The 15,837-nt window shown below is 41.8% G+C and carries 15 protein-coding genes; 10 read left to right on the top strand and 5 right to left on the bottom strand.

Annotated features, from left to right (window positions below; genetic code table 11):
• The first annotated feature begins 39 nt into the window (after positions 1-39).
• On the top strand, positions 40-1,299 hold the full coding sequence (locus EAH55_RS15240) for a glycoside hydrolase family 71/99-like protein (protein WP_121810419.1): 1,260 nt from the start codon (positions 40-42) through the stop codon (positions 1,297-1,299).
• A 188-nt stretch (positions 1,300-1,487) separates the two neighbouring features.
• Complete coding sequence (locus tag EAH55_RS15235; protein WP_121810418.1) at positions 1,488-3,749, top strand: glycoside hydrolase family 3 N-terminal domain-containing protein; 2,262 nt, start codon at positions 1,488-1,490, stop codon at positions 3,747-3,749.
• Between the two features lie 405 nt (positions 3,750-4,154).
• Here the strand turns inward: EAH55_RS15235 and EAH55_RS15230 are convergent, their stop codons facing one another.
• Positions 4,155-4,871 carry a ZIP family metal transporter gene (locus EAH55_RS15230; RefSeq protein ID WP_121810417.1) on the bottom strand — a complete coding sequence of 239 codons (717 nt, stop codon included), beginning with the start codon at positions 4,869-4,871 and terminating at the stop codon, positions 4,155-4,157.
• Positions 4,871-5,434, bottom strand: a complete 564-nt coding sequence (locus EAH55_RS15225) for a phosphatase PAP2 family protein (RefSeq protein WP_121810416.1) — start codon at positions 5,432-5,434, stop codon at positions 4,871-4,873. The genes EAH55_RS15230 and EAH55_RS15225 overlap by 1 nt, the downstream gene beginning before the upstream one ends.
• A gap of 253 nt (positions 5,435-5,687) precedes the next feature.
• Between EAH55_RS15225 and glmM the strand changes: the two genes are divergently transcribed.
• Positions 5,688-7,079 (top strand): phosphoglucosamine mutase, encoded by a 1,392-nt coding sequence (gene glmM / locus EAH55_RS15220; protein ID WP_121810415.1) that lies wholly within the window; start codon positions 5,688-5,690, stop codon positions 7,077-7,079.
• A gap of 123 nt (positions 7,080-7,202) precedes the next feature.
• A complete protein-coding gene (locus tag EAH55_RS15215) occupies positions 7,203-8,339 on the top strand; it encodes a cysteine desulfurase family protein (RefSeq protein WP_112571625.1) in 1,137 nt (378 codons plus the stop codon).
• A gap of 114 nt (positions 8,340-8,453) precedes the next feature.
• On the opposite strand, the gene rpoN is transcribed toward EAH55_RS15215, so the two are convergent.
• Positions 8,454-9,929: an RNA polymerase factor sigma-54 gene (rpoN, locus tag EAH55_RS15210; RefSeq protein ID WP_112571623.1), complete on the bottom strand. Its 1,476-nt coding sequence runs from the start codon at positions 9,927-9,929 to the stop codon at positions 8,454-8,456.
• Positions 9,930-10,105: 176 nt separating this feature from the next.
• Here rpoN and mscL point away from each other — a divergent pair, with 176 nt between their 5' ends.
• A complete protein-coding gene (gene mscL / locus EAH55_RS15205) occupies positions 10,106-10,510 on the top strand; it encodes a large-conductance mechanosensitive channel protein MscL (protein ID WP_121810414.1) in 405 nt (134 codons plus the stop codon).
• Positions 10,511-10,659: 149 nt separating this feature from the next.
• On the opposite strand, the gene EAH55_RS15200 is transcribed toward mscL, so the two are convergent.
• A complete protein-coding gene (locus EAH55_RS15200; RefSeq protein WP_121810413.1) occupies positions 10,660-11,538 on the bottom strand; it encodes a ChaN family lipoprotein in 879 nt (292 codons plus the stop codon).
• 371 nt (positions 11,539-11,909) lie between these two features.
• Between EAH55_RS15200 and EAH55_RS15195 the strand changes: the two genes are divergently transcribed.
• From EAH55_RS15195 to tsaB, 5 genes are all read left to right on the top strand, one after another.
• Positions 11,910-12,485 carry an ankyrin repeat domain-containing protein gene (locus EAH55_RS15195; RefSeq protein WP_121810412.1) on the top strand — a complete coding sequence of 192 codons (576 nt, stop codon included), beginning with the start codon at positions 11,910-11,912 and terminating at the stop codon, positions 12,483-12,485.
• Between the two features lie 286 nt (positions 12,486-12,771).
• Positions 12,772-12,930 (top strand): 50S ribosomal protein L34, encoded by a 159-nt coding sequence (rpmH, locus tag EAH55_RS15190; RefSeq protein ID WP_083878950.1) that lies wholly within the window; start codon positions 12,772-12,774, stop codon positions 12,928-12,930.
• A gap of 77 nt (positions 12,931-13,007) precedes the next feature.
• On the top strand, positions 13,008-13,412 hold the full coding sequence (locus EAH55_RS15185; protein WP_121810411.1) for a ribonuclease P protein component: 405 nt from the start codon (positions 13,008-13,010) through the stop codon (positions 13,410-13,412).
• Positions 13,413-13,424: 12 nt separating this feature from the next.
• Complete coding sequence (gene yidD, locus EAH55_RS15180; RefSeq protein ID WP_114938198.1) at positions 13,425-13,667, top strand: membrane protein insertion efficiency factor YidD; 243 nt, start codon at positions 13,425-13,427, stop codon at positions 13,665-13,667.
• Positions 13,668-13,676: 9 nt separating this feature from the next.
• Complete coding sequence (gene tsaB, locus EAH55_RS15175; RefSeq protein ID WP_121810410.1) at positions 13,677-14,369, top strand: tRNA (adenosine(37)-N6)-threonylcarbamoyltransferase complex dimerization subunit type 1 TsaB; 693 nt, start codon at positions 13,677-13,679, stop codon at positions 14,367-14,369.
• On the opposite strand, the gene EAH55_RS15170 is transcribed toward tsaB, so the two are convergent.
• Positions 14,366-15,817 carry a DUF5723 family protein gene (locus EAH55_RS15170; protein WP_121810409.1) on the bottom strand — a complete coding sequence of 484 codons (1,452 nt, stop codon included), beginning with the start codon at positions 15,815-15,817 and terminating at the stop codon, positions 14,366-14,368. The two genes, tsaB and EAH55_RS15170, sit on opposite strands and share 4 nt — an antisense overlap.
• Between the last annotated feature and the right edge of the window lie 20 nt (positions 15,818-15,837).

The following is a 15,837-nucleotide window of genomic DNA, read 5'->3' as shown; positions in this document are numbered from 1 at the left end:
TCTAAGCAAAAAATCAACACATATTAAAATTCTATCCTGATGAAAAAACACGTTTTTAGCATCTTGCTGCTACTGCTATGCGCTGTTGCCAACGCTCAGTTGAGGCACAGTAAAACATCGGCATTTAAAAGTTATAAAGGTTTGGTGATGGCCGGTTACCAGGGATGGTTCAACGCGCCCGGCGATGGCGGCAATCGTTGGTGGAACCATTACGTTTCGCATGGAAAGTTTGAGCCTGGTTATACCAATATCGACCTGTGGCCCGATGTAAGTGAATATCCCAAAACCTATAAATCGCCATTTAAACTGGCCGATGGCAGCGACGCTTATCTGTACAGCTCGTACGATGCCTCATCAACCGAAACTCATTTTAAGTGGATGCAGCAATATGGTGTCGACGGTGTTTTTGTGCAGCGCTTTATTGGCGATGTGCTACGTGGAGCCGGTAAGCATCATAATGACGTGGTTTTGGGCAATGCCCTTAAGTATGCGCAGAAATACCATAGGGCTATTACCGTGATGTACGATCTGTCGGGCATGAACGCGGGCGGCGATTCGCTGGTGATAAAGGATTGGAAACATCTTATCGACAGTATGAAAGTAACCAACCGGGGCAACAACCAAACCTGGTTATATCACAATGGAAAACCTTTGGTTGCTGTATGGGGGATAGGTTTTAATGACCATCGCCGTTATGGTTTGACTGAAGGCGAAAAGATCATCGATTTTTTAAAGAATGACCCGGTTTACGGAGGTTGCGCCATATTGCTTGGCGTGCCTACATATTGGCGGGATTTTGGCAACGACACCGAGAATGATCCGCATTTACATGATCTGTTGCGTAAGGTAGATATTGTTCATCCCTGGTTTGTTGGTCGCTTTAATGAAGAAGCTTATCCAGCCTTTCAGCACCGTATTGCCGAGGATATTGCCTGGTGTAAGGAAAATAAAGTTGATTATGTTCCCACGGTATTTCCGGGCTTCAGCTGGCATAATATGAACCCGCGGGCCAAACAAAACCAGATCCCTCGTAACCGCGGTCATTTTTATTGGAAACAGATAAACGGTGCCATCAACAGCGGTGCCGAAATGCTGTACGTAGCCATGTTCGACGAAGTTGACGAAGGAACGGCTATCCTCAAAGTATCAAAAAATCCGCCGGTAGGCTTAAGTACATTCGTAACCTTTGAGGACGATATCCCTAATGATTATTACCTGTACCTAACCGGTTATGCCGCTAAAATGCTCCGGAAGCAAGTGCCTTTAACAGCCGATGTGCCACCCCCGGTAAAAAAATAGCGTTATAAAGCTCTTTCATCAAATTTAATTGACATTAATGGCGGATAAGCCCTGCCGTTAATGTTTTATTAATCACTTATTAGTTTCCAGGTATAGTTTTAGCCTTCGATAAGCCGGACTGGATTTGTTTGTTCAAATAAACAATCGATTGTGCGGCAAGTAATAACCCAACCAATTATAAATTATTTATGAAGCAAAAGAACGCCTATATATCGGTTCTTTTAGTAACGATTTTTTGTTCATTTAATACCCCTAAACCTACTGCCAAGCTTCCGTATAAAGACGCGTCGCTACCGGTTGAAAAGCGTGTGGCCGATTTACTTGGCCGGATGACAACTGCCGAAAAGATCCGTCAGCTGGATATGTACTGGGGCCACGAGGTTGCAAACATGCAAGGACATGACGCGGTTTCCATGTCGGATAGTGCCCGCATCAATATTGGCACAGAAGGCATCGGTTCGGTTCATGACCTGTATCCTTTAACTGCCGACGTAAGCAATCAGATCCAACGATATGCTGTGGAGAAAACACGTCTTGGTATTCCTGTACTTTTTATTGAAGAAGGGCTGCACGGCTACGAAGGTTTGGGCAGTACTACCTTTCCAAGTCCGCTGGCACTGGCCGGTGCCTGGGATACTACCAATGTGCATAAGGCCGGCCGTATCATAGCAACAGAAATGCGTGCCCATGGTGTGGCGATGGTGTTAGGCCCGGTACTTTGTCTTCCGCGCGATCCACGTTGGGGCCGTGTTGAAGAAACCTATGGCGAAGATCCATTTTTATCGGCAGCCAACGGCGTAGCTATGGTGAAAGGTTTGCAAGGCAATAAATTGAGTGATCATAATGCGGTGTTATCTGAGCCAAAGCATTTTGCTGTACACGGCATTCCGGAAGCTGGCAGCAATACAGCTCCGGTTAATATGGGCGAACGTGAAGCCCGCTCATCTTTTTTATATGTATTTGAAAAGGCTGTAAGAGAAGGCGGCGCGATGGGTATGATGGCAGCTTATAGTGAAATAGACGGTATCCCATGTGTAGATAACAAATGGTTGTTGAAAGATGTGCTGCGTGGCGAATGGGGTTTTAAGGGTTTTGTGCTGTCAGATCTTGGTGCCATTAAGATGTCGCTAAACAATCATCAAATAGCAACCGACGCGGCCGATGCCTTGGGACAAACTTTTACCGCCGGTATGGATATGCAGTTTTATGATTTTCCGCATGTGCCTTTTCATGAGGCCATGAATAAGGCACTGGCAAGCAAAAAACTATCCATGGCAGATCTGAACCGCGCTGTATCAAATGTGCTGCGGGTAAAGTTTATGCTGGGTTTGTTTGATCATCCTTATATCGACACCGATCTGCTCAAAAAAGTAAACCATACAGAAGAAAGCCGCGCCGTCGCCCTTAAACTTGCACAGGAAGGGATCAGTCTGCTTAAGAATGATAATAATATATTGCCGCTTGGGCCTAATGTGCATTCGGTGGCGGTTGTCGGGCCGCTGGCCGAAAGCACATACCTGGGCGGTTACGCCAATAAGATGGGCAAAGGTGTAGCCATATTAGATGCTTTGAAGCAAAAGGCCGATAATAACCTGGATATTAAATTTGAAACGGGCTATACAGCTGATACCTCTGCCGCAAAGCAAAATGAATATCTTCAGAAAGCAATCAATACGGTTAAGCAATCGGATGTAGCAGTAGTTGTTTTAGGCGAGGATATCAATGAAGTAGGTGAGGGGAAAGACCGGGCTAACCTCGATCTTAACAAACAACAAAGCCATCTTATAGAAGAGATTTATAAAACAGGGAAGCCAACTGTGGTTGTGTTGTTTAATGGCAGGCCGTTGTGCATTAACTGGGTTGCCAAGAAGATCCCTGCTATAGTGGAATCATGGTTTCTGGGTGAAACCGGTGGGTTGGCCATAGCCGATGTGTTATTGGGTAAAGTAAATCCGTCAGGCAAATTACCAATGACTTTCCCAAGATCGGTAGGGCAAGTGCCTTTTTATTACGATCATAAGCCAACCTCAAGGCACGTGTATGTTGATCAGGATACTTCGGCGCTGTTTCCATTCGGGCATGGCTTAAGCTATACCTCATTTGAGTATTCAAACTTGAAAATCGCCCAGTCACAAATCCCGCTTAATGGTTCCGCAAACGTTAGCGTTACTGTTAAAAATACCGGTAAGGTTGAAGGTGAAGAAGTAGTGCAGCTTTATCTACGCGATGTTATAGCCAGTGTAACTACCCCGGTAAAATCACTCAAAAGTTTTAAAAGGATCAGCCTTAAACCAGGTGAAAGTGGTACTGTTCAATTTAAAATAGACAACAAGGAACTGATGCTTTGGAACCGCCAGATGAAACAGGTTGTTGAACCAGGCGAATTTAAAGTGATGGTTGGCAGCTCATCTGAGGATATCAGGCTGAGAAGGAGTTTTTATGTGAAATAATGTCAGAATCAGAATTTACAGGATTTTAGAATTTTCAGAATATAAATAACTGAAAATTCTGATCAAAGATATCCCGGAGCATTCCAAACATGAATCCGGGTTTAGTTGATGATTACCATGATATTTTGGTAACCGGTGCGTCTGAGGTGAGATACAGACGCACCTTTTTATTTTATAAGTTGTTAAAGAAAAACAAAAGTGTAACCAAAAGTGTGGGAAAGTGCGATTCCCCTCTTGAGAGGGGTGGAGGGGTGTGTTTAACCACTTGTAATGAATGCTGATGAAACACACCCCTGCAATCACTCGTGTCCCACCGCGCCCCTCTCAAGAGGGATTGGAAAAATATTAATATTTAAGCACTTAGTTTGATAATAAACTTCGCTTTGAGGGGCATCCGGGAGCCTGTTACAACTCTTTCAAAAATCCCAGCAAGGCTATAGCCACGCCGGCCAATACGGCTATCATCTTGCGCATATTAAAACGATGATCGGCACTTGATTCAAAAAGTATTGTAGTTGAAATATGCAGGAAGATCCCGATAACCACACCCATGATCCGGTTAAAATAATGTTGCAGGTTGCCGATGTTCCCGGTGCTTAAGGCATCGCTGAAAAAATATCCGGCTGGTGCCATAACCGCAAATACTGCCACAAAAAATATCGTTTTGTTTTTACCTTGTTTGTTGGTAAGCAGCACGGTAGCTAAGGCAAACGCGGCCGGGATATGATGTAAGGCAATACCATAAACCAATTGGTCCTGGTTGCCTTGCGCAAGCGGCATTCCTTCTAAAAATGCATGCAGGCAAAGGCTGATCATAATACCTATTGGAAAAACAGCCAGATCATGCGGATGTTTATGCATGTGGCCGTGCTCTATCCCATCCGAAAATTGCTCAAGCACAATCTGGAACAGGAAACCTACCAGGATAAATACCCCTACATAGTTATCATTGCCATGGTAGGCGTCGGGGATCAGGTGTAATACGGTAATCCCAAGCAAATAAGCCCCGCTGAATGATAACACCAGTTTCAGCGTTTTGTGGTTATCACCTTTAAATAAAAATACAGAAGTACCGCCAAAAAAGGCAGCAAAAAATAGCAGCAGAATTTTCCAGTATCCCATTAAAAGGCAGGTTGTAATTTTTTAAACAATAATGAAAGCAGCCATCCAACAAGGGCGCCGTAAAGGGCACCGCACAGCACATCTATTGGGAAGTGCACACCCACGTATACTTGGGCAAAGCAGATGCTCCCTGCCCATAAAATGGCCCAAAGCCAGACCCATTTCCATTTACGGCCTAATACAAAACATAAAAATATGGCCATGGCGAAATGGTCGGTGGCATGTGTTGAGGGAAAGCTGTAGCCTGTACCACAAGGCACGCGGCTAACATCGGTAACCGATACAATAGGGTCGCGGCAGGGTCGAAGGCGTTGTACAGTATGTTTTATAAGCACTCCGCTGGTAAAATCAGCTATACCTGCTGATGCGGCCAGTAATACGATAATGATAACGCCGATTTTTCTGTATCGCCATAAACAAAAAGCGATAATGAAAATATACAGCGGGATCCAGAATTTCGGATTGCGCAACAATGGCATGATCCAATCGAAAAACGAATTGGACAGGTCGTGGTTAATGAAATAAAATAAATGCCGGTCGAGATTTAAAAGATAGTCGGGCATTGTTTTTACTATAGATGCTTGTTTACTTAATTTTCAAAGTTATCAAATCAGTTAAAAAAACCTTCAGACTTTTAATACTTAGGTCTTGTATTATCCCGTTAAGCATAAAATAATGCGCAGGAATGACAATTGAACCAACGCTATGCCGTATTAATAAACAGTAAATTAGTGTGCAAGCGTTTGCGCAATTACTTAAAACAATATCATTTGTATCTTATATTTTTTACTTTTACCACACCAAAAACATCGCATTTTGACTTTAATTAAATCTATTTCAGGTATACGCGGCACTATAGGTGGCGCTGTTGGCGACGGTTTAACACCGCTTGATATTGTAAAATTTACTTCGGCCTATGGTTCATGGGCTGTAAAAAAATCAGGAATTAAAAAGATTGTGGTAGGCCGTGACGCCCGTTTATCGGGTGAAATGGTGAATAACCTGGTTGTTGGTACGCTGCAAGGCTTAGGCATTGACGTTATTGATCTTGGTTTATCAACTACGCCTACTGTTGAGGTTGCCGTTACCGGCGAAAAAGCAGCCGGTGGTATCATTCTTACTGCAAGCCATAATCCTAAACAATGGAACGCGCTTAAGCTGCTTAATGCCGATGGCGAGTTTATTAGTGATGCCGATGGTAAGGAAGTATTGACCATTGCAGAGTATAGCGATTTTATATATGCCGATGTAAATGATCTGGGTAAAGTTACCCATGATGATACCTGGCTGCAAAAACACGTTGACCAGGTACTGGCTTTGCCATTGGTTGATGTTGAGGCTATCAAAAAAGCCGACTTTAAAGTAGTAATAGATTGCGTAAACTCTACGGGTGGCATCTTTGTGCCTGCCTTGCTGAAAGCTTTAGGCGTTGCAACTGTTCACGAATTATACTGTGAGCCTGACGGCAATTTCCCGCACAACCCAGAGCCGCTTCCCGAAAATCTGATAGCTTTATCAAAAGAAGTGGTAAGCAAGAGGGCGGATTTAGGTATAGCTGTCGATCCGGATGTTGACCGCCTTTGTTTTGTTTGCGAAGATGGTAATATGTTTGGCGAAGAATATACACTGGTTGCCGTGGCTGACTATGTTTTGAAAAACAATGTTGGTAACACCGTTTCCAATCTTTCATCAACCCGTGCCTTGCGCGATGTTACTGAAAAAGCAGGTGGCGAATACCATGCCGCGGCAGTAGGAGAGGTAAATGTGGTGAACCAGATGAAAGCGGTTAACGCGGTTATTGGTGGCGAGGGTAATGGCGGGGTTATTTATCCCGAATTGCACTACGGTCGTGATGCTTTAGTTGGTATAGCCTTGTTTTTAACTCACCTGGCTAAGTATGGCAAGTCAGTTTCAAGCCTGCGTGCGTCATACCCGGGTTATTTTATTTCAAAAAATAAGATCACTTTAACGCCCGAAATGGACATAGATGCCCTTTTGAGCAGGGTGGAAGAAAAATATATCAAGCAGCCTCATTCAACAATAGACGGCTTGAAAATAGAATTTGATAAAGAATGGGTACATTTGCGGAGGTCAAACACCGAGCCCATTATCAGGATATACTCCGAAGGCAATTCTGAAACCGTGGCGAACGGTTTGGCCAATAAGATCATCGCTGATATTAAGGAGATCTTACAACTGAAAGGTTAATTTTTACTGGTATTAAAAAATAACAGGCAACCGGCGGTATTTTCCGTTGGTTGCTTGGCTATATAATAATATCGGGCATGTGTTTTAAAGTTACTGATCCATTAATTTATAAATTTTAAAAGAATGCGCGTTTATTTTGATAATGCCGCCACTACACCGCTTGATCCTGACGTAATGAAGGAGATGTACAAGGTGATGGAGAGCCAGTTTGGTAATCCCTCATCAATACATGCCCACGGCAGGGAAGCCCGTACTTTGATTGAGCGTTCGCGTAAAACGATTGCCGGTTTACTGCATACTTCGCCAGCCGAAATCTTTTTTACATCAAGCGGTACCGAGGCTGATAATACAGCCATCAGGTGCGGTATCATTGATCACAAAATTACCCACGCCATCACCAGCCCAACCGAGCATCACGCAGTGCTCCATACGCTGGAAGCCATGGAAAAGTCGGGTGTTATTAAATTGAGCCTGGTAAACATCGACAGCAAGGGTGTTATTGATTATGATCACCTGGAAACATTATTGAAAGAAAATGAACGCAGTTTTGTTTCATTAATGCATGCCAACAATGAAATAGGTACATTATCTGATATGGAACGCATTGGCGATTTGTGCGAAACATATAATGCCATCTACCATTGCGATACCGTGCAAACCATGGGACATTATCAGCATGACCTGAGCAAGCTTAAAGCTCATTTCCTGGTGTGCGCAGCTCACAAATTACATGGTCCTAAAGGTGTGGGTTTCCTGCACATCAACCATAAAATAAAGATAAAACCATTTATTTATGGCGGAGCGCAGGAACGCAACATGCGCGGCGGTACCGAAAATATTTACGGCATAGTTGGTTTAGCTAAATCGCTTGAATTGGCTTACAGCGAAATGGAGCAGCACCAAAATCATATCCAGGGTTTAAAATCGTATATGATGGAACAATTGATTGCCCATGTTCCGGGTGTAAGCTTTAATGGGGAAACTGATGCTGAAAAAAGTTTATATACAGTATTGAACGTTTCATTCCCCGAAATGGAAATGAGCGATATGTTGTTATTTAACCTTGATATCGCCGGTATTTCTGCTTCGGGCGGAAGTGCATGCAGTTCAGGTAGCGATATCGGTTCGCATGTGTTAACCGCTATCGGTGCCAGCTCATCAAGGCCATCGGTACGTTTCTCATTCTCAAAATATAACACTAAAGAAGAGGTTGATTTTGTAGTAGCCAAAGTTCGCGAGCTTTGCGCTGTTAACGTATAAGCTTAAAAGCAATTTTGTTAAAAAAGCCTTAAGAGTTGATTTCTTAAGGCTTTTTCTTTTTATGAAGGTGACAAAGGTTAACTAATCTCTAACCTCCGACCTCTAATCTCTAAACTATAATTCCTTCCTCAACCTCGCTACCGGGATATTCATTTGCTCGCGGTATTTGGCTACGGTACGGCGGGCTATGTTGTAGCCGGCATCTTTAAGAATTTCGGTCAGTTTTTCATCGGCCAGCGGATGGCGTTTATCTTCTTTTCCAATGTGCTCTTCCAGTATCTTTTTAACCTCTTTGTTAGATACTTCTTCGCCACTTTCGGTTTGGATAGCCTCAGAGAAGAATGATTTTAGCAGGAAGGTGCCAAATTCTGTTTGCACATATTTGGAGTTAGCTACGCGCGATACTGTCGAGATATCCATACCAATACGGTCGGCGATATCTTTCAGGATCATTGGCTTTAGGTTTTTATCATCACCGGTCAGGAAAAACTCGTACTGGTATTGCATAATGGCATTCATGGTTTTAAGCAGCGTTTGCTGGCGCTGTTTAATAGCATCAATAAACCATTTGGCCGAATCAAGTTTTTGCTTTACAAACTGAACCGCTTCTTTCAGCTTTTTATCTTTTTGCGAAGCCTTGTCATAGTGCTGGAACATTTCCTGGTATGAGCGGCTTACCCTAAGTTCGGGAGCGTTCTTGGAGTTAAGTGTAAGTATGAGCGTACCATCATTGTTGGTGATATGAAAATCAGGGATCACCTGCATTTGCTTGGTATTGATCTCGTTCGAGTCGCCGGGCTTCGGGTTAAGTTTTAAAATTTCATTAACAACACCACGCAACTCAATCGAGTTCATGTTCAGCGATTTTTCAAGCTTATCGTAATGTTTACGGGTAAACTCATCCAGGTAGTGCTCAACAACCTGTATCGCTTTTTTGATGATAGGATCGTTAACGTCCTTTTTACGAAGCTGGATCAGCAGGCACTCCTGCAAACTGCGGGCGCCTACACCGGCAGGGTCAAAGCCTTGGATCACTTTTAGCATGTCTTCAACTTCCTCGTCTTCGGCCAATACATTTTGTGAAAAGGCAAGGTCATCAGTAAGCGACATGATAGGGCGGCGCAGGTAACCATCGTCATCCAGGCTGCCTATGATCTGCTTGCCGATCATGAAATCTTTATCACTTAAAGGCAGCAGATCTAACTGGGCTTGCAGGCTTTCAAAAAATGAACTTTGTACAGCAATCGGAATTTCTTTTCGCTCATCCTCGTCGTCGCCGTTTTGATCATAGCGTGAGCCGTAATCGTTTAGGTTATCTTCCTGCAGGTAGTCGTCAATATTAAATTCATCCATCTCGCCTTTTTCCTCGTCGCTGTTGAAATTATCATCGTCGGGATCGCGGTCAGGATATTGTTCTTCGGGTTCGTTTAGGTTGGTAAGGCTCAGATCTTCAAGCGCCGGATTTTCCTCAAGCTCTTCTTTTATCCGGGTATCAAGCGAAACGGTAGGCACCTGCAGCAATTTTATAAATTGTATTTGCTGCGGTGAAAGTTTTTGTAAAAGTTTTTGTTGAAGGTTCTGTTTAAGCATATTTAAGATGTAGCCAAAAATACATCAAATTAATATTAACTAAAAATTACTTGGTGTATCTGCCGTAAAGTTGTTAAATGTTTTAAATACACCAATTGTTTTGTCATCAACAAAAAAACACTATAAATAGATTGTTTGTGTAATATTATTAACTTTAAGTAACCAAACTTTAATTTATGGCAATTGTAAAAGAGTTTAAAGAATTTGCAATGCGGGGCAACGTGGTTGATCTCGCAGTGGGTGTTATCATTGGCGCTGCCTTCGGTAAAATTGTTACATCGTTAGTGAATGATATCATTATGCCACCAATAGGGATGTTAACCGGTGGTATCGACTTTAAAGACCTTAAGTATGTGCTTAAGCCCGCGGTTGATAAAACTCCGGAAACGGCTATCAATTATGGTTTATTTATCAATAACATAATTGATTTTATCATTGTGGCATTCTGTATCTTTTTAATTGTAAAAGGTATCAATTCTCTGAAAAAAGAAGAAGAAGCCGCCCCTGCAGCACCTCCTGAACCAACTAAGGAGGAAGTTTTACTTACAGAGATCCGCGATTTGCTGGCTAAAAAAGCCTGATGCAATTGAGTTCATGGTTCATGGTTGATAGATCATGGTTCATAGATCATAGTTCATGGATCATAGTTTTTTGCCTTATATGGCTATAATCTATGAACTATCAACCATTTGTTAATGGCTATGATCCATGAACTATCAACTATGAACTATTAGAAAGTTTTCGGCAATTTCGGGTTGGTTAGGATAATATAGTCGGCCATGCCTGCAAATTTACTCCAGTCGGGGTTGTCGAAATTGTCATCGGCATACGCGGCTATATTAAGTATATGTGCCTTGGGCGCATATCTTTTTAATTGGGCTACTGCGCCCAATTTCTCTTCGCTATGAAAGCCTCCGTTTAGTTGCAGTATTTTAAATCCCGGATGACTTTTTAAAAATTTCGCTATTGACCAGCCCATCGTGGCATCCCATAAATTTTGCGATTGATAGATCTGCATACCCGGCATCGACGCGTGACCTCCCATAATTTTCGCAAACTTATCATAGTAGGCCCCTGTAGCGGTATCAATAGGTAAGGGAGCGAGGTAACCTTTAGCCTGGGCGTCAAGCTGTTTTAAAATATCAAGTCCGCCGCGTGTAACCATATTGGTATAGCGGGTAGGGGCGTTGGCAGCTATTACAGGGAGGTGATTGGTTTTAGCCAGTTCAATCAGTGGTTTGTAATCCTTATAGTTTGGCCAGGTACGTGCATCGGTGATCAGGTTTTTTTCGCGGATGAACCCTGCAAGATATTCGTTTAATACCAACTGGCAATCGGTTTGAAACATCTCCATGGATAGTGCCGTTTTCTGCGGATATTTCTCAGCGAGTTTTTTAAACAAACTAAATTCAAGATAATGGGCTGTTGAGTCGTTGTGCTCTTCTCCAAAGAAAATGACATCGGCATTGGTCATGTCGTTAATAATATCATCAGGTGTGATAAGTTTCTGAGCAGATACACTATATATTTTATAATGGCTTGCAGGCAACTCCTGTGCTAAGGCCACTGTCGATAAGAATGCTAATAGTATAGATAGGATGAATTTCATTTGTTAAAATAAAGCGCTGAATTTACACTTTGTTAATGCTTTAGAGCTGTTTTGTTTAAGGTTTTTTAATGGAAAATGTCACGGGAATGTCAGCTAATATTCTTTAAAGATTTGCGATGATAAACTAATAATTAACACGCGCTTTAACTGGTTGTTTATCCATGGTAATTATCCATTGTTTGTTTTAGTTCATTCCGTTCATTTTTTCTGAAAATTATGATATTATAAATTTAAATGCTAGGAAAATCTCTGTTTTTCTTAATGGATGGTTTGTCCCAATCGGGTCCTTGCGGTTAAAATCATGGTAATGTTTTTTTCGTTAATTGCGATAATTTATTAACCGGCTTCGGCCACTAAACGATTGATTATTAATGAAAAAGAAACTTACCCTGTTGTGCCTGATGCTCGTGTGTTCGTTGCCAATCTTCGCTCAAAACATTTTTACAGCTATCCAGACCAATGATATCCCCGGGGTTAAATTTTTGCTGAACAAGAGTGCTAATGTAAATGTGAAAGACGAAAATGGCGATAGCCCGTTGATCGTTGCAGTTAAAAATAACCAAAGCAGAATAGTTAACCTGATACTGCAGGCCGATGTTAAAGTAGATTATAAAGACAAAGAGGGTAACACCGCTTTAATGCTTGCTGGTAAAAACGGCAACACCGAAATTATTGATCAGTTGTTGCATTACTATCCTAATATCAATACCCGTAACGGCAATGGTGCTACTGCCTTAATGTTAGCGGTTAATGAAGGTAATGCCGGTATAGTAAAAAGCCTGCTCGAACACGGTGCAAATGCCAAAATCAAGGATAAACAAAATAAAACCGCGGCTGACTATGCTAAGGATGCCGGCAAAGCTGAGATGGTATCATTGCTAAACAATACTACCCCGGTTACCGCCAGCCTGAAAAATACCGGATCATACGCCATCCCTTTTCAATAAATACAAACAGAGGCCCTGTTAGTGCGGGGGATCTGTAAAAGAATAAAAATCCCGGAAAGTAATTCATTAGATGCCCGTTCCGGGATTTTTATTTACCCTTATGATTGTAAGCAATCAAAAACATAGCAGATCAATTAGTTATTCTCAATAAAAAACACCTAATTTGCTGCTATTGAGCAGTTGTATGTATTTTATTATAAATAAGAAAAATAGTATTTGAACTATTGAATAAAATAACTACATTTGCGCTCTTGTTTAAAAAAGACGAATAGAATAAAATATAGCCATGAAAAGAACGTTTCAGCCTTCTCAAAGAAAAAGAAGAAATAAACACGGTTTCCGTGAACGCATGTCAACTGCTAACGGTAGGAGAGTATTAGCAGCCAGAAGAGCTAAAGGCAGAAAAAGATTAACTGTTTCTGACGAAGGCAGGCACAAAGCATAATTGAGGTTGCCCTGCCCTTATTTATAAGGGTTTGGAACCGCTTATCTGCTTTATCCTTCGGTTCAAAAATGGCAACTATGTATACTTTTAAAAAAGAAGAACGGTTATGTAACAAAAGGCTTATTGATAAGCTTTTTCATAGTGGTTCTTCTTTTTTATGTTATCCCTTCCGTGTTTCCTGGCTTGTTAATCCTGAGCCTCAGCTTTATCCTGCACAAATTCTTTTTTCTGTACCCAAAAAGCGTTATAAGCACGCTGTCGACCGTAACTTAGTGAAAAGACTAATGCGGGAGGCCTACAGGTTGCATAAACAACAGCATCTTTATGATATTCTGCAACAAACGGATAAAAGAATAATTGTTTCGGTAGGATATGTGGGAAAAGAAGTTGAACCATTCCTTTTCATCGAAAAAAAAATGCTGAAGCTGCTTGCCCAGCTTAGTAATGAATTAGCTGCTGCTATACCGGTCGCGGCCAATTAATATGAAAAGCCTATGGGAGCAATTGTCAGATTTTTAAAAGCAATAGTCGGGGGGCTCTTCATCATCCTGATTAAATTTTACCAATATTTCATATCGCCGCTTTCAGCCGCTTCATGCCGGTATACACCCACCTGTTCACAATATGGTGTAGAAGCTATCAAAAAGCATGGTGCTTTTAAAGGCGGCTGGTTAACCATTAAACGTATTGCCAGTTGTAACCCATGGGGCGGTCATGGGCATGATCCTGTGCCTTAAATTTGTAATATGAGCCTGATACTTCAAATAGAAACAGCAACAACATCTTGTTCGGTAGCCCTTGCCCGTTATGGCGAGGTTTTGGATTTTAAAGAAATAAACGCCCGTAATATCCATGCGGAGGTTATTACTTTATATATTGATGAGTTGCTGAATAACTCGGGGATACAATATAATGATCTTGATGCTATTGCGGTAAGCAGTGGCCCCGGTTCATATACAGGCTTGCGGATAGGTGTATCAACCGCTAAGGGACTGTGTTTTGCCCTTGATAAACCATTGATCGCTATCGAAACCCTGGAGGCTATGGCCTTTGGTGTTATTGATAATCCTGGGTTTTTTGAAGACGAAAACACATTGTTGTGCCCCATGATTGATGCAAGGCGCATGGAAGTTTACACCGCCCTGTTTGATAGTGAAGGAAATAGGGTGCGTGAAACCGCCGCTGATATTATTGACGAAAATAGCTTTGCCGATTATTTAAAAGACAAAAAGATCATCTTTTTTGGTGATGGCGCCGAAAAATGCAAGAGCGTTTTAAGCCATAATCCTAATGCAAAATTTTTGGATGATTTTGTAAACTCTGCAACCTATCTTACCCAAAAAGCGGCTCAAAAGTTTGCAGATAGTGTTTTTGAAGATGTGGCTTATTATGAGCCCTACTACCTCAAAGATTTTATAGCCGGAAAAAAGGCCCTTTAATTATTGGTTTTAAAGATTCGGCCAAACAAACGACCGAAGAAGCCTTTTTCGCCCATTGGGATGTAGCTGGAGTTCATAGGATGTTCAATTACGCGCCCAATTTTAAGTGAAAAACCCAGGAAAATATCCGCGCCGGTATAGTTACCAATGCGATTTATCTGTGGATTATTACCTAAAGCCGCGAATGCAAACCGCCCTGTGTTTAACAAGCGTTCAGAACCTACGAAGAACTCCGCATTAGCTGATTTTACCATGATTTGCGCCCCGAGATTAAAGAATTTATAATCATCATAAGTGGCTGATAAAGTAGCAATCAGGTTGTTTTTTTGTACTGAGTTAACCAATGCTCCGGTAAAGCCGGTATCAAAAAACTCTTTTTGGGCTACAACAGTTGGAAAATATCTGAATGTTTTTTCATCATCAAGCCAGTAACTTTTGGATACGCTTAACTCGGCCTTGGCGTTGGTTTTGGTGCTGAAGGACGTAACATTGCCGTTGCCACTTACCAGGTCATAAACCGCATTATAAATATTCTCTTCGCGGTGTTCGGATGTGATATCGGTTATATTAGTGGTATTGTTAAAATCAGTAATGGTTGAGCGTTTATTCCAGTGAATAAAACCAAGGTCTTTGATGTTACCTTGTATAAGCACGCCATCTTCTGTACGGTAAGTAGCACCCATGGATATCGAAGCCCCCGGATTACGTAATGTAGGTAAAAAATCACGGCTATCTAAGCGCCCGGGTACGTAACTCCTGTAAAATCGTCCCTGCATGTGAACATCTGCATTGTCATTGCTCGGATCTACCAGGTCGCGGTTAATTTGCAGGCTGGATTCATTCACATCAATCTTATCATACTGAACACCCGAAAGATAACTTAGCTTAAAGCCAATTGATAATTGTTTGTTAATCTGTTCGCGGTAGGTGTAACTTAACTGATCATACATTTGTATCTTGTAATGATTGTTAAAGATGTTATCGTAATTGTTGTATGCAAAATTTGATGGTCCGTCAAGAAAGGCTACTGACTCGTCTGTCGCCAGCCCCTTGCTTTCCAGCCTTGATTGGAACGAAAAACCCATTTCCACGTTACCGTTCAGGCTGGTAAAAAGCTTAAGCATTATTAAGTAAGCGTTGCCGTTAGCATTAAAATGGTTTAAGGCATTCCTTCCAATTTTTAATGATGAGGTATTATAGTATGGAGGATTTCCAAACGCACGGGTTTTAAGTGGGCGTTGTATGTTGCCGGTTAAAAATAAGTTAGCGTCGAAATTGGGAACGAAAAAATTGAAAGCTACCGCTCTGCTCGAATCGGGAATGAAAGACCTTTGTGACGGGTTTTCAAAAGAATCGTAGAGCGTGCCCGTATTGTATTGCGAAAACTGTTGAGCCGATACGGATAAAGAACAAAGTGTTAAAAAGAGAATAGTAAAGATCTTATTCATAATTATAGCTCATACCTTTA

It is taken from the genome of Mucilaginibacter kameinonensis, from assembly GCF_003675385.1.
Classification (GTDB): domain Bacteria; phylum Bacteroidota; class Bacteroidia; order Sphingobacteriales; family Sphingobacteriaceae; genus Mucilaginibacter; species Mucilaginibacter kameinonensis.
This window is presented reverse-complemented; position numbering and strand designations above follow the sequence as displayed.